The following is a 16234-nucleotide window of genomic DNA, read 5'->3' on the forward strand; positions in this document are numbered from 1 at the left end:
CTCCGGGTCCCGCGCCCGTCGCAACTGACGAGTTCACTTCTGCATCCGCTTGGCAGAAGTGTTAGCGTGTGGAGTCGGCGGATGGCCTCTGGGAATATCTATCCCCATTATTGGGTACAGCCTGCTGGACCAGGGCGTAGCCCGTAGGATGAATGCAACCAACCGCAGTATATCGCCGCAGCGGGGCGACGGTCCGCGCCCGGTCAACGAAAAGCGGTCTGCGCTTCGCGAGTAGCGCGCTGGCCAGACTTCATGCGTATCTGCTGAAGCGGCACATCATTAATTTATTACAGCTCGAACGTCCCTATTGTCATGGGCGGTATGTCGGGCGGAAGCCGAGCCTTGGGGGCACTCAGTTCAATGGCGCTCGTTCGTTTGGCAACAGGAGGTTCAACATGAAACTGGACGTCACGACGTTCCGGCAACTAAGACGTCTCACGCCGGTCCTTGACGACATACTGAACGCAGGAGAGGTTGAGCACCCGGACCAGGCTGTGCATCTCGAGGCGCTTGCCCAACTGTGTTCACAACTTTTCGACGCATATCACTGCATGCACCCGGACGAGATTGCGCAAGCTCGCTTCGATGCCCTTGAGTCGCAGTAACTCATTTCTTCTGAGCTGACTGGCGGCTCCAGCTATCGTCGATACAATCGAAGGACCTATCGCATTGACCTCAGAACATGACCGCGCGCCCAGCGTACAAGACGACTTCCTGCAGACGCTCGTAAGCGACAAGACCACCGTAAGCGTGTACCTCGTGAACGGCATCAGACTGAGTGGTCAACTGGCCGCCTTTGACCAGTTCTCAGTTCTGCTGGAGTCGGGTCCAGCCGTGCAACTCGTATTCAAGCATGCCATTTCGACCGTGCTACCGGTCAATGGCTGCGGTCCGGGACGCGAGTTGACCGGGGCGCCAGTGAGTGGCGATAAGCCGAAGCACGCGCGAGGCCGTGCCCGATGACAACTGCCATGATATGCCGTGGCCTACGCTTCACTTGCGCATAGCCACGCGACGTCCACGTCGAGAAATTCAGAAAGGCGCTCGCAATCCGTACTCTTCGGAACAAGAACTCCGGCGCGCCAAAGGGTCACCTCGTGCTCGGGGACGCCGAGTGGCCTGGCCACCTGACCGGAGGTTACCTTTGCGCGCTTGATAGTCATGTCCAGCCGTGCCGCGAAGGCCCGCCTGGAGCCGTTGTGATTGAGAGTGCTTCGCAGATGTACATCAAGATTCAGACGACGATTCATGGGGTGCAATGCTCCGTGTAACTCATCCTGACCATACCAATGTACTTCGGGCTACCAAGGTGTGAGCCGACTCCGATGTTGATGCTTGCAGTCGAGCGCCATCACCCGGGCCGGCATGGCGTTCGCGTGAACTTCACTGCGCATGAACGCCCGTCGCAGCGCCTCGTCCCCGACCTGAGTTAACGCTTCAAATGCCCGGCGTTCTCGAGACGGATGCCGTTTTCGCTATCCCGTTCACTGCCGCGAGTCACACTCCACCGCTTTCGTGAAATAGGAGCGCAATGCAAACGTTCGTATGACTGAGGGCTGTCGAAAAACTTGCTCAAAGGCCCTTTGTCGCCAGCGGGTCCGGGAAGTTCCACCGGCAAGCACAGGCTTGTCCGGAAATAGAGGCACGTACCGTTCGGCTACTTCGTCGCATAGCGCGATGACGACCACGGTGCGAAAAACGTCATCGCAATGAGGACGCAAACGAATCCGGTTGGTCGCCACGATGAAAAAAATTATTCTTGACAAAATGCTCCGTGATAGGGCGATTCAATTGGTATCCCGATGGTCACCATCCTGTAATTGAACCTCGTCGTCTTGCAGCCCTACACCTGTCGACACTCGGCGAGCACCATCGCGCAGCCCAGCGCTGAGGAAGGTGGACACGCAATCGCTGTGGAGCCCCCCTGCGGAGCCGGTTCGAAAATGTACACCGACACGGGAGCTTCCGACGAGATTCATCAGTTGGACACCGTTGACGACCATGCTGAACGTTGGACACACGTCTTCAGGAGGCGAACATGACTGATTTTCAGGAACAAGCTGTTGCAGCCCAACGGGGAAATCTTGACTTCTTTTTTGGGCTGACCGGCAAGATATTGGAAGGCGAGGAAAAACTCATCAAACTGAATCTGGATACGGCCAGAACGGCGTTTGGCGATTGGTATCAACGCCTGCAAGACGGGCTGGCGAAGAAGGACGGACAGGAAGTTGCTGGTCTGCAAGACTCGCTGGCGCTGCCCTCGGCCGAGCAGGTCCTGACTTATGAACGTCAGGTTGCCGAGATTGCGTCGAGTACGCAAGCGCAGCTGTCAGAGGTGGTCAATGCCCGGTACCATGAGGTCAGCCGCCAGGTTCAATCGTTCGCCGAGAATCTCGCGCAAAACGCCCCACTCGGTTCCGAGGCCGCAACTGCATTTCTGAAACACGCTATCACGCTGGCCAACACCGCTCAGGAAAGCGTGCAAAACGCAACGAAGCAGGTAGTCGAAATCGCGCAAAGTAACCTCGAAGCCACAACGAAAGCAGCAACGGAGATGACCGAAGTGGCTGACCAGGCAGTCGAGAAAACGGCGAAGACGGCGAAGCAATAATTTGAAGGGGTGTGCTGGTTTCGGACGTAACCCGGTAACCGACGTGAGCGGACATCACGTGCGCTGGAATGAACGACCAGCGCACGCGAGACTTGGGGTTTTTCCGGTAGCGGCTACTGCGCGGTGTAACCAGGCGAGTAAGCACCCGGGAAAACTGTCACGGCACATAGCTGAAAAGGAATGGTCCGCCTCGGTGGACCATTCACTACGCGACAGCGAGCAAGCTGAGGTGTCAAACTGGCTGAATGTTTGCAGCCTGCTTGCCCTTCGGACCTTGCTTGACTTCGAAGCTCACCTTTTGTCCGTCCTTCAGAGACTTGAAGCCCTCCGCCTTTACCTCCGAAAAATGAGCAAACAGGTCTTCACCACCTTCATCCGGCGTGATGAAACCAAAACCCTTTGCGTCGTTAAACCACTTCACGGTACCCGTTGCCATCCTGACCCTCTTCAAAGACTGATGTGTTGTAAAACGCGACGGTTACCGCCGCACACATACGTTTTTAACAGAGGAGAATGCTCTAAACAATTAGCGTTTCCGACAGGTGTCGTGACACCAAACCGTCGTTTTGACGCCTGGCTTTAATGCCTAGATTTCATGAATTATCCCGGGAATTTCATAGTTTAGGCATCCTACGGATCGCACGACGGCACGCCATACATTGTTCAAATCGCTCCATGTTTCCAAGCCGACATCGTGCTGGTTGACGGTAACGTGCAAGAAGCCCTCAAGGTCATGCAGGAAGGACCCACCAGGATTCCGATGGTCATGAAGGACAGGCAAATCCATGAATACTGCAAGGAGAGCGAACCCTTCACTCCAGATGTGCACCTTTCGCCGGTCGCAAAGGCAACGCACGACGCCGATGTTAAAGAGGAGCTGCAGACAGTCCATCGTCGTTTCAATCGACGAATACCGCCGCCGACTGACGACTTTACTCAACTGGCTGGCCAACTTCGATGTCTCTCGGGATTCGCGCATCGGTAATTCGGCGTGGACTTTCCGACCCGCTCTCACTGGTGGAAGTGATTCGCGAATCAGCCAACTTAGCCCAGCTCGACTTTCTCGCTGACTGAGTTCAGCCAAACACCTGGCAATTACTCATTCCACATTTAAAAGATAGGCGATGAGCATTGCTGCTTCTGCGCGCCGAATGGAAGACGAGACCGGCCTGCGCCATACGCTCTCCACGGGGCGGTTCAGCGTCGAACTGTGCAAAGGGCACTGCCTGAGCGAACGCCGGGAGCAAGTTGGTGTGTTCGCACAACCTAAGCAACATCAGGCGAACAGCCGTGCTTGAGGGCCTGCGCGCCAAGTCTGGGCGTCGCACCACGGTCACGGAGCCCGAGCTCGCATGTATGCGTCGACTGCATGTGCACCTTTGAAGCATCTACGCTTCTTCAGGTCCTCAATGAGGAGCGCACCGAACTCGTCAAACTTGTCCAGACCGCAGTCCATGACAAACTGCTCAAGCACCTCTGCAACGGCGGCAGCCGTGCTAGCCGCGGACAATGTGCTAGCGATGTGAGAGGCACCGCGCGCGAGTTCGACCTTGAATACGAGCCTGAGTTCGATATCGCCATAATAGCTCTTCGTTGTCTTGCTCATGCCGCCCTCGATGGGTCAATACTGACTGACGCCAGTCGTCTGCTACCTGTATTTTTATCCGCTCCTTCCCAAAGCAGTGAGAAACTCTTTGAACCCTGTACGCTGAGGAATGCCCAAGCCCACCGAATAAAGTTCGTGCAGACGACGGCGTCAGTATGTCTGAGCAAACATGAGCCGTGTCCAGCTCGCTATAACCTGCTCCAGCCTTGCAATGGTGAAGCTCGGTCTCGGCGGTGAAATCAGCGTGGGTCAGAGAAGCCCGATTTGAGGGGCGGGCTGAACAATTGCGTATCTTGGGGAAGCGCTGCCCCTCGAAGACAATAGGAGCTAGTTTATGCAGATGCAATATTTGGCGTGTGTATTGTCTGAACGATGCTAGATGCACACCTCTTTTAACACGTCCTCTCTGATGCCCGCTATGCAACTGCCATCGACGGCGCCGTTACTGCTCTTGTGGTCCGTGCTTCAAGCGTGCGTCCCCACAATAAGACGGCCGCGTCCAACGTCATCCGTGGAAGCGCGCTCTCGCCGGTCTCCGACCGCCGCGATACGATAGACGCGTTGCATTTCACTTCGAACTGTCCGAGCCGCTAACGAGCGCATTTGCCTAAAGAGCCACCTGATGGGTGCAGACTTCAGCGAAACCACCAAAAAGCCTCGTTCCGCGCAATGTCAGCCGCGGCAAAGACACCGGCAAGGTCACAACTGGTCGCAACGCATTCGAAACTACTGTCTTCGAAGATAAAAATAAAATGGCGCAGCGCAATCGCCGGAGGAGTATTTGGCCACCACTCGGAAACAAGAGTCGAATAAAGGACCTCATAGGCGCCGCAACAGCATAAGCCCTTAGCATGCAGGACATGTCGGCTTAACTCTCCACTCTTGGGTGGCCCGAGGCTTTGGAACACAGCGGCGTCGAAACGCAACAGACAAAACGGCGCTTCTCTACGAGCGAGAGAGTTATATCGGTGAGGCTGGGACGGTGCAATACGATACACAAGCATAGCTCGACCTTCGTCGGCAATGACCGATGGTTCAGTCGAGACCGGCGTCGGCCTTGGAACCGAATCAAGGCGCACCAGAGCTTCCCCTCTGTCGCGTGCAAATGAAGACCCCAGCTCAGGTTGCATCGAATGTCTGCGCCATTTGTGTTAAGAATTGACGGTAGGCTCATCAAAAAGCCACGAAACTCCTGATATTCCGATATCAACTGTCGCCGTCCAAATTTTAGCGAAGTACCGTTGGAAATGAGAGGCTACAGAGCGTCACCAACCGCCAAAAACTTGTCATCGCACGACGATTACCTGGCCAGCGCCCTTCCGGGTGTCATGGACTAAATCGTCGCACCGGTTCTACGGTTAGGGGTATACGGAGGTCTGGTATTGGCCTGTCCGTGGTCAGCTATCTGGTCAATGCCAGGCAGGGCGAAGGTTGCCCTACGGTGCCTGCTTAATGAGTCACGGAGTGAAAGAGGTGCCTCTCGCCTCCCTAAGATGCGCGAGTCCCATTATTGAGCCTGTTGTCTCGACGTCGATACAGTTACGTCTGACCAATTCTGCAAGTGTCGGCTTGCATGGATATAAACGCGGTGGCGTCCTTGAAATGAAATCGAAACTTCTGCGCTTGCCTTGGACGAGCAAACGCGTCGCCACCAACAATCATTTCATACTCGTGCGCATGGAGCACACAATACCCTCGCCGCAAAGCGGAGGCCACATAGTTCGTGTCGAATCGACTCCAAAGTCGTGCACTGGGGTTGGCTCAAACCACGCCAGGGTCCCTGTTGAGCCAAACCGTTATTGGTGGCAACGTCACAGGACGAGGGAACTTCCGTGGCTGGTTGCGTCGCCGACTGCATAGGATAGCTCGCCCCGCCTCCTGGCCCGCGCGCATGTGCGTATCAGGGTCCGTGCATCTGTGGTTCGGCCGACGGCGGCTGTGCCGTATCCGGGACACGGTTGCCTCGCGATTCTGCCGCATGGTCGCGCTCCCTGATTGACGGAAGCAGCACATAGTCGCGCTCCGGCCCTGGCATCGCGATGATTGCGTGCATCGTCACTCTTGTCATCCAGCAGGTATCCGCCGGCGTCGCCGCCGACGGGTGCGACGCATAGTACGCGTACCGGTCAAGGCTATCCGGATCCGCTTGAAGTTCCGCGGCGATGGCCTGTGAAAGTCGCGCTTGTCCCGCCGCAGACTGGTCGCGAGTCGGCGTCTGTATCGGCGCGCCGGATGCGTAACTCAGCACTACCTTATAGAGCAAACCAAGGTACTGATCAACGTCAGCATTGGACATATCCAGAAGTCGCACGCGCATCATCACAGCGCTCATATCGGATAGGCCGTAACAATTGACGGGCACAAGCTCGTCGAGCAGGCGAGTAATCAGTTTGACGTATTGGAGGCGATCAGCCGCATCCAGACGCGCAATGCCGTCGGACATCAGGATTTGTTGCTTCTCCGGGTCGAGAAAGATGTCGCCAACGCCGTCCGCGTCATCCGGCAAGTTCGCCGCGATAGTTGGATCACTCCGTATCCTGTGCACCCATTTGAGGACGGTCTGGGCTTTTTCAGACCCGGGTTCCAAATTGTACTGGCGCAACAGTTGATCGGTGCCTGCCGATCTGTTCGCTAACGGCGGTCCCGTCGTGGCATCTCGCGGCGCAGGAAAATCTGGCGTATCAAGGCGCATGGCCGCGTTCGCCCGCACCGTCAGGGCCAGTAATACCAGAACGGACAGCAAAGAAACAGACCTGGACATCATGAAGCCTCCATGCGATGCATAACAAGTCTGGAACACCCCCCGCTTAAATCGTATGCCGGCTGCACATGCTTTAAATGGCAGCTTCCAGACGGCCGCGCAACGCGCTGTACATGCGCGAAACGAACGCCGTTCGGTGAAGGAGCGCGCGCCGAGATGCTCCGCTATCTCGCCGTCGACAATCACGCGGCCGTGCGCGAACGAAAGGCTCAAGGCTGGTCGCCCGGTTGCACTTGCGTCTGTCGACCCAGACCTTCCGCTTGTCCACAGCCTTATCCAGAGAAAATGTGGATAACTTCGACCTGGGTTTCGCCAGGTGTGGACAAGGGAAGGTGCCCCTGCGATGTTCGTCCCGTCGATTTATCGACATCGGGTCAGACAAACGCCACTGTCATCAGATGTTCAGTCGTGAAACTTTGATGCCGGAACGCGACACGTCTCCCATCAGAGATGTATTGGTCAGCACGATCGATTCGATGGGTGCGGAGGCCGTTGTCGTATCGATCTCTCCGTTCGCTCCAACCTCTAGCGGCGCAACCGATCTTCCATGAACAGGAAAATGACGGCCTTCGTCTGGGCACCTGCCTTCAGGCCGAATGAGCCTGCCACCGTGCTGTAGTAGTCAATCGACTTCCCGCCGACGTGCGTATTCGCCACCGGCGAGGTCAACCGTAAGCACCGACGGAAACACGAGTGCGCCGTTCGCCTTGCCGACAAGTTCCCTGGCCCCCTTGACGCCCTTGGCGGTCTCGTACGACAGCGTTCCGTGGACCTTGGCATCGATTTCCTGTCACTTCGCCGCGTGGACTCACCCGCAAGGGCGTCACGCAATATCGCCCGGGAGAACGTGAGCATAATCCCTGCGACGGCGGGCATGACCGCCGGTCGCCGTTCGCCAGTGGCAGCTTTGTGGCGTCACGGTTCAGCGCGTGCAACCGGCCAGTTGCTGGCGCTCGCCCGCTCTACAAAACCGTCCTTCAAACGGCGGGTGCATATCCGAAACCCGCCGCATGTCCATCGTACGCATCCTTTACCTCGCCTCATTGTAGGCGGCCAGCCGAGTAGCAGGGCGACAAGCGTCGGTTGCCGACGTATTTGTTCGCATTGGTCCCATGGCGGTGGTGTGGGACTTACGCTTTACGTCCATGCCATGTTGGAAGCGTTACATGTGTTCGCGGACAGCGGTCCGCCCTCACAACCGAAAAGAAATTCGGCATCGCACCGGGGATAAGCCTTCGCAACTCTCTCAAGTCCCGGCGATTTCAGCAAGGTACAAAAGTGCTTCTACGACTCGATGGACGAACGATCAACGGGTCGAACGTGCTATTGGAGCTACAACGCGACGCAGCGGTCTGGACATCATTACGTGACTTTGGAGCGGTGGAGTATTTTGTGCGGGGAAGCGGTCGCGCGTTGGAAGTCGCTCCGTTTTGAACTATAACGTGGCAGACAGCCCCGAATGCTGGGGCGGCTTCGCCACAGGCGCGTTCGATATGCGGGGAGGTAATCATGAAAATCTGCCTACCGAGGTCGTTCGTAGTTGCTGCCGTGCTTGTGGTCGTCGGTCAGGGCGGCGCGTTCGCGAAGACCGAGACCTGCCATTCTGCAACGAACAAGCAGATTGCTGCGCTTTTCGATCGCTGGAACGATTCGCTGAAAACTGGCGACCCGCAGAAGGTCGTAGCGAACTACGCGCCACGCTCAATCTTGCTACCGACCGTATCGAACAAGCCGCGTTTGACTGTTGACGAGAAGGTTGACTACTTCAGGCATTTTCTCGAAAACAAGCCGGTGGGCACCATCGACTTCCGCGACATCATGATCGAATGCAACACGGCGATCGACGCGGGGCTCTACTCGTTTAAATTTGCGGACGGTTCAGTGGTCAAGGCGCGTTATACATTCACCTATGAATGGAATGGGCACAACTGGCTGATCACCAGCCATCATTCGTCGAAGCTACCAGAAGGTGATTAAGCCTTCGTAAAGCTCAATACGCAAGCGCATGCCGCACTGACGTGCTAAGGCCACATTGAAGCTACGATCGGGGAATGACAGCGCGTTGTTATTCGCCTGCAGCACCGAGGCGCTAACGAATTCAGAGTTGCTTGCTGTGTTCGCGCCGCGTTCTGCCGGAGGCGCGTCGCGCGGTCGTGGGCGCGAGCATGCCGGTGTCGATGCCGCGTCGATGAGCAATGGTAGAGCGCATCTGAACGGAGGACTTCGGTGAGGCTCAACGCCGATTCGCTTTCGCGCGACAAGATAGTCGATAGCTCGAGGGAGACGAGCCATGTTAATGAAGTTGCTTCTTGTCTTTGTTCCGGTCGCGGTTGCGCTGGAGTACTCGCTTCCAATCACCATCTTCTTGTCTTCATCGCCTCGTCGCTCGCCATCCTCCCCCTCGCCGGGTGGATGGGACATGCCACCGAGCAACTGGCTGAACGCATGGGCGAGGGTGTAGGTGGACTTCTCAATGCGACTTTTGGCAATGCCGCGGAGTTGATTATCGCGTTCGTCGCATTGCAGGCAGGACTTCATCAAGTGGTGGAAGCATCTATTATCGGTTCGATTGTAGGGAATATGCTGCTGGTGTTCGGCGCCGCAATGCTGGCCGGAGGAATGCGCTATCCCGAGCAACGCTTCAATCCGCTTGGAGCAAGGTCTCAAGCGACCATGCTCCTGCTCGCGGCTGTCGCGCTGATTCTTCCTGCCGCCTTCGAATCCGTAGAGGGCACAACCGTGATGCTCCACCGGCTCAGCATCTCGATTTCCCTCGTGCTCCTTGTCGTCTATGGGCTGTATCTTGTGTTCTCACTGATCACTCACCCCGAATTATTCCGCAGTTCCGACGCGCCAGAGAAGGCCATGCCCGAAAAAGAGGAAAAACCCCCGTCAGTAGTACGGGCCCTGGCAATATTGGCAGTTGCAACCGTGGGGACCGCGTGGATGAGTGAGATCATGGTAGGTTCGATCGAACCCATGGTGCACGAATTCGGCCTCAGCGACGTTTTCGTGGGTGCCTTTGTGGTCGCCATACTGGGAAACGCCGCCGAGCACGCAACGGCCATTACGGCAGCATTGAACAATCGCATGGATCTGTCATTTTCCATCGCGCTTGGCTCAAGTGTTCAGGTTGCACTCTTCGTCGCGCCGGTTCTGGTGCTCGCTAGCCTCTTTTTTGGCCCTTCTCCAATGGATCTGGCCTTCCGTCCCGACCTCGTCCTGATCGTGGTTTTGTCAGCGCTGGTCACGGCTCAGATGGCGAGCGACGGACGTGCTGACTGGCTCAAGGGAACGCAACTCCTCGTCGTTTATTTCGCCCTTGCCCTCATGTTTTTCTTTTTGCCGAGCTAAGGGTGCCGGGTAGAGGTGGCCCAAGGCCCGACTTGCTTGCCTGCGCCCCGGCGCAAGGCCGTCGGTGACGAATTGGGTCGCAGTGTCCGCGCCGTCGGCTGCAATGCGACCTGCTGACCGCAACCGCTAGCGTGGTGCCCCGAATGCGCACGGCGGTCGCTATATTCTCCGGTTTATCGCACAAGTTTCAAATTCTCAGGTCCGGTGTAGTTCGCGCTCGGCCGGATGATCTCGTGGCGTGGAACAAGACCATCGGGCTATCAAGCGCCGCACCCGATCCATTGTTGGGATTCAAGGATTTTCGCTGTGCTCGCATCTTGTTGTGCGGCATACGCCATGCTTGCGCCGATCCTCAGAACACGCGCAATTTCGCGAAGGAAGCCGCTCGAACCACGTTGTAGTCGAATGGCAAGTGGTGGGCTCGGATGACGCACCGAGGCGTAACGCTCCGATTGTCATTGTCATCGACCCGGAAGCAATCGATCGGTGTGAGAATGGCGCGCTGGGCGAACAGTCCAGGATAGAGTCACGGATACGCGAAATCGTCGAGAGGCGATGTGGTCACGACGATCCCAATGGCCACGTCGACGTCATCGAACTGTTTGTTGTTCGGATCGGTGAAGGCGACCTCCGAGTTGACTATCTGCCTGCTGATACACCTGGGAAGTCAATACTTGATGTCCCGGGCCACCTGCCGGCCGTGCTGCTTGGTCTCACGCTTATCCTGCCTGCATTGCGAGTTGCTTTGCTGGTTAGCTGCCCGGCAATCCTGCTTTGTGTCACGTGAGCCCTGACGCGTTTCCTGGCGAACGTCACGCCCTGCACGACGTTGCTGCGCCTGCTCGGTTGCCGCGGAATTCCCCGCGGAGGCTGCCAGAAAGATCGCGGCGATCGTAACCGCGAAACCACGATTCCGTATAAACATGATGCGATCTCCTTGTCCGTGATAGTCAATGCCATTTCTAAATGGTCACGGTTGCCCCTGCCGTCGTGATCTGGGGTCGTTTATGCGTTTCAGTGTACTGGAGAGCTTCTACGCTGCCCGCCAGTCATTGGACCAAAGTCCAATACAACATTCCATTCACAGTGTATAGGCTGAAAGCTCGCTACCGGCAAACCAGCTACGCGAACATACCATTGGGGGTTCGTCATGAAATCGATTGCGGCCGTAATCACCGCCACCGTCGCGCTGTTGTCGCCTTCCGGCGTCTGGGCTCAAGAAGCTTCTGGAGCAAGCCCATCGACAGCCTCTGAACATCCTGATGCAATCGTCAGAATGCACCAACAGGTTGCTGCGGCGAATCGCGAATACAACCGGGAGGTTGCGGCTGCAAAAAAGGTCTTCGACCACAAAAAAGCGGAAGCCAAAAAGAAGCGCGACGCTGCAGTTGCAGTCGCCCACAGCGGCGTGAGCCAGTAAAAGCATTTCTCGTTCTCAAGTTGTCAGGCTGTTGCGCTCGAGTCTCACCGCTGAAGTTCGACCTCAACAGGGTATGCGTCCAAAGTCCAATTTGACTATTTGAGGACCCGTGAGGCGAAGAGGGGATAGAAGGGCGAAGTACTGGCGTGAATCAGGAAGGGGGGGTCATCCTGCCCGTGGGATTCATGTCCATCGCCGGCTGGTTCTGGTTCGGAAGGGCTTACGAAAAAGTACGAAGATGCTCTGGTGTCTCGGGGTTGGACTCCGGTGAAGAGTACGGCCGATCACATTGAACTATGTAAGCATGGGGTGTCATGCATCAATTCTCGTTTCTCAAGGCGGGGAACGAGTAGCTGTCGGTATGACGTTTGATGCTGCGACTATTTCCACATGCCACAACCACATGGCTGATTGAATTGACAGCAGCAGGATAGGCTGGCGGTGTTGATTACCCGGACTAGGTCCAACCGCAGTGAATATTTAACCAAACTTTGGGGTGCTGACTATGGGGATCATTGCATGGCTGGTCATCGGTGCACTCGCTGGATGGCTGGCTGGCCTGCTGGTGAAGGGCGGAGGTTTCGGCCTGATTGTCGATATCATTGTCGGCATCGTGGGGGCCTTCATCGGTGGTTGGCTGTCGGGTGTGCTTGGCATCTCACTGGGCGGCGGTCTGATCGGGTCCCTGATTACCGCCGTGATCGGTGCAGTCATCCTGTTGTTTATCATCCGTCTCATCAAACGTGGATAGCGAGCGTACTGGCTGTCTGAACATACGGACCCGGCTTCGGCCGGGTTTGTTGTTTCCCGGCCTCCAGCTATTGTTTGGCAACGCGCGGCCAGCGGCGTGCGCTTCGTCACGCGAAGCGAAGTTTCCGTCGGGTCCCCAGGTGATGTTGCCGATGCGTATCCACGCTTCCCACTGGCCGTCGCTGCGCCGGCCCGGCACGGGGGCGTAACCTGTCGCTTCCAACTCGGCCTCGACGGCCTTTACTTCGGCGCGCAGGGCGAGTTCGCCGGATATCAGGTATACACCTGACCGGCTTCGGTTACGAACGACTTGCCGAACAGGTGTAAAAGACCGCCGCCATGACCGCGTGGATTCACGCGTGGCTCTATTGCGGAACGCCCACGTTGACGTGGAGCGGCATGCACGGGCCAAACTAATTCACCTGGACGACGACTCAATCTGAGCCTAATGTTGAGTGCGCTGGTATTGCGATATCGCGCAACATGTCATCGTCTGTGACATTTTGTGAACTTGCCGTCGCCCTCACCTTGACTCGGGGCCTGGCAGGCTACTTTTCGGTGCCTGCCCATCAAAGGTAGTGGCCATACGGGACGGCGTATCCTCGTGGCATTCTATTCGAAACGCAGCCTGTGCCGGGCGTGCTCTGAAAGGAGTGTGAAGATGGGAATCCGACTTAATCCACAAGGCTTCATTGCAGCAGCACTGAGCGCTGCACTTACCCTCAGCCTGGCCAGCGGCGCCTGGGCGCAGCAAGCAACCGACAACTCCAGCGCGGGCAACACCAACGGTGGCGGCATGCCACAGACTCAGCGTCAAGGTGACGTTGAGTACCTATCGGGCGGTGTCGGAGCCGACGAGTCGCATGCGCTGGAGCGTGCGCGTAGCCAGTGGCCGCTTGGACTGAACTTCACCGGCTCGGGCTCGGACTACCTTGCCGACGTTCAGGTCAGGATCGTCGATTCCCATAACGCGGAAGTACTGAACGCAACGTCACAGGGCCCATACATGCTGGTACGTGTACGTCCGGGCCAGTACACCGTGCGTGCGAGCTATAAGGGCAATGAACAGAGCAAGTCGGTCACTGTGCCGGCCAAGGGCGGTACCAGGTCAACCTTCCATTGGGCGATTCAATAAGGCAACTGGGACGGCCGTTGTCCAAGTAGTTGTCGCCTCGACGGTTGTGACTCAGGCCGATTTCAATTCCTGGTTGCGGGGTTGGGAGATGACGCTGGCCGGGTCAGCACGATCGGGATTCAGGTGCACGACGTGAATGCGCTGCCAGTTGCGCGTGGGGCCTTTCCAGCGCAGCGGCGCAGTGACGGCATGAGGGTCGGCCGGGATTCGTAGATATCTGAAGCTTAAGATATTCACGAATCCCGGCCGACCCTCGGACAGCTGCGTCGCTGATCGGTGACTACCTTGCGTGGTGCTTCACCACAGGAGGCGGGCATGCGCTCGAAAAACCGCTTCGCTGCAGCCTTGTCGCGACGCTTCTGCAGCAGGACGCCGAGTTCGGCACCGTGCTGATCAATTGCTCTCCACAACAGATACGGCTCGCCGCGCAGCGTCACGAACATCTCGTCAAGGTGCCACGTGCTGCCCGGCTTGCGCCGCACCGCCTTGGCGCACCTGGCGAATCCGGGGCCAAACTTGTCACACCAGCAAGGGATCGTCTCGTACGTGACCACGACGTCGCGCTCAAGCAACAACTCTTCCATGTCGCGTAGGCTCAGGCTGAACCGGAAATACCAGCGAACCCCGCAGCTGATGACGAAAGCAGGGAGGCGGTGGCCGTGATAAAGCGATTTCGTCTTGTTCATCGAGCGATTTCGTCTTGTTCATCGCTTCATTCTACCGCCGCCTGTTCACCAACCTGACAAAGCCATCCTATCTAGGCCGCCAAGCCTATTTTCGCCACCTTCAACCACGGCAGCGGACTTGCCGGTGTCCACTGCTGTGGCGAAGATCGGCAACATAAGGTTTCCTAAGGCCCAACCGTAATCAAGAGCGTAACGTCGACGAGGTAATCCGGCGGCGGGGCTGCCGACCCGAAGTCTCCCGGTAGATAGTGGAACCGGCCGCCATAGTGAATCGTGTGTGAGCCCGCCGACAGGGGCTTCAGAATCAGGTAGTAGCCGTCAGCTACGGCCGTGTCAGTTCCGTAAATATCTTCCGGTATTCCAAACACCCAGCGCAACGCTGCTGTAAATGTGAATTGGTCGGTAGCGACGCGATACGCCGTCACATCGGTGACTGGTACGTTGTCTATAGTGACGAACAGGTCTTGGATTCGTTCAGCGAATCGGTTGGCAATCGCCTGTTCACCCGCCGCCGTAGTTGGCGTGTAGACGCCGGGAGGCAGCAGTGTCGAAGAAAATGTATCGAGCGTCGCCAGCAAGATGGATGTGTCAGCCGGGATAACGTTAGCTGACTGGTCGCAAGTCAGCGGCGTGTTGGGGACGTCGAGCGCATGAAAGTAGGAACTGGGTGTAGCCCAATACCAGACGTTACCGCTTTGGCCGGCTGAGATGGGACGGGTACAGTTGAGTAGCGGATTTGGCAGAAAGGGGCCGTTATCTATCGTATTCACCCACTGCCAAAACGAAGTCACCCATTGACGGTACGTTTTCCCTTCGAAGCGTGTGTGGCGAGGGACAATTGCAGTATTGTCAGTCCCTGCCTGCGCGACGGAACGCTTGCTGGCGGTATCGGCGGGGTTGACGAGGGCGTCGGCGGCCGCCGTACTGGCTGGGCGATCGGTGCCGCCGCCACCGCATCCAGTCAGTATGACTGCAATCGTTGCGGCGATGGCCGAGAATCGCAATGCCCTCGTGACTTGAGAAATAAGGGTAGTGAGATCTGTATCGTTCATCACGCTCTCCTAACCGGGCTTTGCTTGATTTGCTTGCTTTGCTGCCAGCCGAACGCGTTGTGTGATCTTTTATAGACGGCCATTGAGCGCATCGTCGGACAAAAGGTGGCGGTTATCGCCAGCCGCTCAAGTTGGTCGACCGATGAGGACGTAGGGGTGGAATTTTGCCTCGGAGCTTGCACCGGTTCGCGGTGGGCGCTGGAAAAGCATTCCGTCGCTTCAAGAGTGCAGTCGGCATGAGCCGGCGCATTGACGAGACCTACATGAAGATCTAGGGTGAAGGGCGACTAGGTGTCTCTACCGGGCTGTGGACCAGGCCGGCAATAAGATCGACTCGCTGCTGCCAGCCCATCGTGACGGGGCTGCGGCTCTGAGGTACTTTGAAAGGGCGATTGCCCGGAACGGCGAACCCGAGACCGTGACGATCGATAAGAGCGAATCGAATATGGCCGCGCTACAGGCGCTCAACGCGGACTGTGAAATACCGATCAGGGTCCGCGCCAGAATAAGTATCTGAACAACGTCGTTGAGCAGGATCGCCGTGCGATCAGGAATCGTACCAGTAAGCAATCCTGATCACATAGGACTTGTCGCCTCGACTTTCCTTAGCACGACAAAAGCCGCGCCGCTGGGCATGACTGATTGCGTCTATGCCGTGCTCAAGCGCACTGCCATTACTACAAGCGCTCGGGCAGTAAATCGCGGCACCCAAAAGTCTTGCGGCTCGTTGGCGACCAGGTGGTGAATCGCCGCGTCTTGAGAAGAGGGCGCCAGCACATCGCGGTTGCACAAACCACGGCGACACGCGAGTCGAATCGCGCATGTGCCCGATGCTCGCGACAACCACCGACGTCCTCAA

General features: G+C 57.1%; 16 protein-coding genes and 3 pseudogenes. 11 read left to right on the forward strand and 8 right to left on the reverse strand.

Features of this window, described 5'->3' with window-relative positions:
- The first annotated feature begins 395 nt into the window (after positions 1 to 395).
- Positions 396 to 605: a hypothetical protein gene (locus H1204_RS48460; RefSeq protein WP_180736886.1), complete on the forward strand. Its 210-nt coding sequence runs from the start codon at positions 396 to 398 to the stop codon at positions 603 to 605.
- A gap of 64 nt (positions 606 to 669) precedes the next feature.
- Positions 670 to 963 (forward strand): RNA chaperone Hfq, encoded by a 294-nt coding sequence (gene hfq, locus H1204_RS48465; protein ID WP_180736887.1) that lies wholly within the window; start codon positions 670 to 672, stop codon positions 961 to 963.
- 23 nt (positions 964 to 986) lie between these two features.
- Here the strand turns inward: hfq and H1204_RS48470 are convergent, their stop codons facing one another.
- On the reverse strand, positions 987 to 1250 hold the full coding sequence (locus H1204_RS48470; protein WP_180736888.1) for an XRE family transcriptional regulator: 264 nt from the start codon (positions 1248 to 1250) through the stop codon (positions 987 to 989).
- A gap of 788 nt (positions 1251 to 2038) precedes the next feature.
- Between H1204_RS48470 and phaP the strand changes: the two genes are divergently transcribed.
- Entirely contained in the window at positions 2039 to 2611 is a 573-nt protein-coding gene (gene phaP, locus H1204_RS48475; protein ID WP_180736889.1) for a TIGR01841 family phasin, read from the forward strand.
- 232 nt (positions 2612 to 2843) lie between these two features.
- On the opposite strand, the gene H1204_RS48480 is transcribed toward phaP, so the two are convergent.
- Positions 2844 to 3047 (reverse strand): cold-shock protein, encoded by a 204-nt coding sequence (locus tag H1204_RS48480; RefSeq protein ID WP_180736890.1) that lies wholly within the window; start codon positions 3045 to 3047, stop codon positions 2844 to 2846.
- Between the two features lie 688 nt (positions 3048 to 3735).
- On the opposite strand from H1204_RS48480, the gene H1204_RS48485 reads away from it, so the two are divergent.
- Positions 3736 to 3909, forward strand: a complete 174-nt coding sequence (locus H1204_RS48485; protein ID WP_180736891.1) for a hypothetical protein — start codon at positions 3736 to 3738, stop codon at positions 3907 to 3909.
- 35 nt (positions 3910 to 3944) lie between these two features.
- On the opposite strand, the gene H1204_RS48490 is transcribed toward H1204_RS48485, so the two are convergent.
- The 3 genes and pseudogenes from H1204_RS48490 to H1204_RS48500 all read right to left on the reverse strand — a co-directional run bounded on the left by H1204_RS48490 (position 3945) and on the right by H1204_RS48500 (position 7833).
- Positions 3945 to 4217 carry a hypothetical protein gene (locus tag H1204_RS48490; protein ID WP_180736892.1) on the reverse strand — a complete coding sequence of 91 codons (273 nt, stop codon included), beginning with the start codon at positions 4215 to 4217 and terminating at the stop codon, positions 3945 to 3947.
- Between the two features lie 1900 nt (positions 4218 to 6117).
- On the reverse strand, positions 6118 to 6981 hold the full coding sequence (locus H1204_RS48495; protein WP_180736893.1) for a hypothetical protein: 864 nt from the start codon (positions 6979 to 6981) through the stop codon (positions 6118 to 6120).
- A 391-nt stretch (positions 6982 to 7372) separates the two neighbouring features.
- Positions 7373 to 7833, reverse strand: a pseudogene (locus H1204_RS48500) (hypothetical protein).
- A gap of 654 nt (positions 7834 to 8487) precedes the next feature.
- Here H1204_RS48500 and H1204_RS48505 point away from each other — a divergent pair.
- The 3 genes from H1204_RS48505 to H1204_RS48515 all read left to right on the forward strand — a co-directional run bounded on the left by H1204_RS48505 (position 8488) and on the right by H1204_RS48515 (position 11119).
- On the forward strand, positions 8488 to 8955 hold the full coding sequence (locus H1204_RS48505) for a nuclear transport factor 2 family protein (protein WP_180736894.1): 468 nt from the start codon (positions 8488 to 8490) through the stop codon (positions 8953 to 8955).
- 249 nt (positions 8956 to 9204) lie between these two features.
- Positions 9205 to 10332 (forward strand): calcium/proton exchanger, encoded by a 1128-nt coding sequence (gene cax / locus H1204_RS48510; RefSeq protein ID WP_346015826.1) that lies wholly within the window; start codon positions 9205 to 9207, stop codon positions 10330 to 10332.
- Positions 10333 to 10570: 238 nt separating this feature from the next.
- Positions 10571 to 11119, forward strand: a complete 549-nt coding sequence (locus H1204_RS48515) for a hypothetical protein (protein ID WP_180736895.1) — start codon at positions 10571 to 10573, stop codon at positions 11117 to 11119.
- Here H1204_RS48515 and H1204_RS52405 read toward each other — a convergent pair.
- Entirely contained in the window at positions 11000 to 11257 is a 258-nt protein-coding gene (locus H1204_RS52405) for a hypothetical protein (protein ID WP_243469212.1), read from the reverse strand. The genes H1204_RS48515 and H1204_RS52405 overlap by 120 nt on opposite strands.
- A gap of 225 nt (positions 11258 to 11482) precedes the next feature.
- Here H1204_RS52405 and H1204_RS48520 point away from each other — a divergent pair, with 225 nt between their 5' ends.
- The 3 genes from H1204_RS48520 to H1204_RS48530 all read left to right on the forward strand — a co-directional run bounded on the left by H1204_RS48520 (position 11483) and on the right by H1204_RS48530 (position 13637).
- Positions 11483 to 11752, forward strand: a complete 270-nt coding sequence (locus H1204_RS48520; protein WP_180736896.1) for a hypothetical protein — start codon at positions 11483 to 11485, stop codon at positions 11750 to 11752.
- 499 nt (positions 11753 to 12251) lie between these two features.
- Positions 12252 to 12503 (forward strand): GlsB/YeaQ/YmgE family stress response membrane protein, encoded by a 252-nt coding sequence (locus H1204_RS48525; protein WP_180736975.1) that lies wholly within the window; start codon positions 12252 to 12254, stop codon positions 12501 to 12503.
- Between the two features lie 660 nt (positions 12504 to 13163).
- Positions 13164 to 13637, forward strand: a complete 474-nt coding sequence (locus H1204_RS48530; RefSeq protein ID WP_180736897.1) for a carboxypeptidase-like regulatory domain-containing protein — start codon at positions 13164 to 13166, stop codon at positions 13635 to 13637.
- Positions 13638 to 13891: 254 nt separating this feature from the next.
- Here the strand turns inward: H1204_RS48530 and H1204_RS48535 are convergent.
- Positions 13892 to 14323 (reverse strand): annotated as a pseudogene (locus tag H1204_RS48535) (IS6 family transposase); the annotation flags it as partial.
- A gap of 164 nt (positions 14324 to 14487) precedes the next feature.
- The gene (locus H1204_RS48540; protein ID WP_243469213.1) at positions 14488 to 15375 is read right to left on the reverse strand and encodes a hypothetical protein; all 888 of its coding nucleotides are present in this window, start codon (positions 15373 to 15375) and stop codon (positions 14488 to 14490) included.
- A 203-nt stretch (positions 15376 to 15578) separates the two neighbouring features.
- Between H1204_RS48540 and H1204_RS52410 the strand changes: the two are divergent.
- A pseudogene (locus H1204_RS52410) lies at positions 15579 to 15936 on the forward strand (DDE-type integrase/transposase/recombinase); the annotation flags it as partial.
- Positions 15937 to 16234: the final 298 nt, after the last annotated feature.

This window comes from Paraburkholderia sp. PGU19 (genome assembly GCF_013426915.1).
GTDB lineage: Bacteria > Pseudomonadota > Gammaproteobacteria > Burkholderiales > Burkholderiaceae > Paraburkholderia.

What these genes read in the sequence shown, in the direction of transcription:
- H1204_RS48460 (WP_180736886.1), top strand. Translation starts at nt 396, where the DNA reads ATGAAACTGGACGTCACGACGTTCCGGCAACTAAGACGTCTCACGCCG.
- H1204_RS48470 (WP_180736888.1), bottom strand. Translation starts at nt 1,250, where the DNA reads ATGAATCGTCGTCTGAATCTTGATGTACATCTGCGAAGCACTCTCAAT.
- phaP (WP_180736889.1), top strand. Translation starts at nt 2,039, where the DNA reads ATGACTGATTTTCAGGAACAAGCTGTTGCAGCCCAACGGGGAAATCTT.
- H1204_RS48480 (WP_180736890.1), bottom strand. Translation starts at nt 3,047, where the DNA reads ATGGCAACGGGTACCGTGAAGTGGTTTAACGACGCAAAGGGTTTTGGT.
- H1204_RS48485 (WP_180736891.1), top strand. Translation starts at nt 3,736, where the DNA reads ATGAGCATTGCTGCTTCTGCGCGCCGAATGGAAGACGAGACCGGCCTG.
- H1204_RS48490 (WP_180736892.1), bottom strand. Translation starts at nt 4,217, where the DNA reads ATGAGCAAGACAACGAAGAGCTATTATGGCGATATCGAACTCAGGCTC.
- H1204_RS48495 (WP_180736893.1), bottom strand. Translation starts at nt 6,981, where the DNA reads ATGATGTCCAGGTCTGTTTCTTTGCTGTCCGTTCTGGTATTACTGGCC.
- H1204_RS48505 (WP_180736894.1), top strand. Translation starts at nt 8,488, where the DNA reads ATGAAAATCTGCCTACCGAGGTCGTTCGTAGTTGCTGCCGTGCTTGTG.
- H1204_RS52405 (WP_243469212.1), bottom strand. Translation starts at nt 11,257, where the DNA reads ATGTTTATACGGAATCGTGGTTTCGCGGTTACGATCGCCGCGATCTTT.
- H1204_RS48520 (WP_180736896.1), top strand. Translation starts at nt 11,483, where the DNA reads ATGAAATCGATTGCGGCCGTAATCACCGCCACCGTCGCGCTGTTGTCG.
- H1204_RS48530 (WP_180736897.1), top strand. Translation starts at nt 13,164, where the DNA reads ATGGGAATCCGACTTAATCCACAAGGCTTCATTGCAGCAGCACTGAGC.
- H1204_RS48540 (WP_243469213.1), bottom strand. Translation starts at nt 15,375, where the DNA reads ATGAACGATACAGATCTCACTACCCTTATTTCTCAAGTCACGAGGGCA.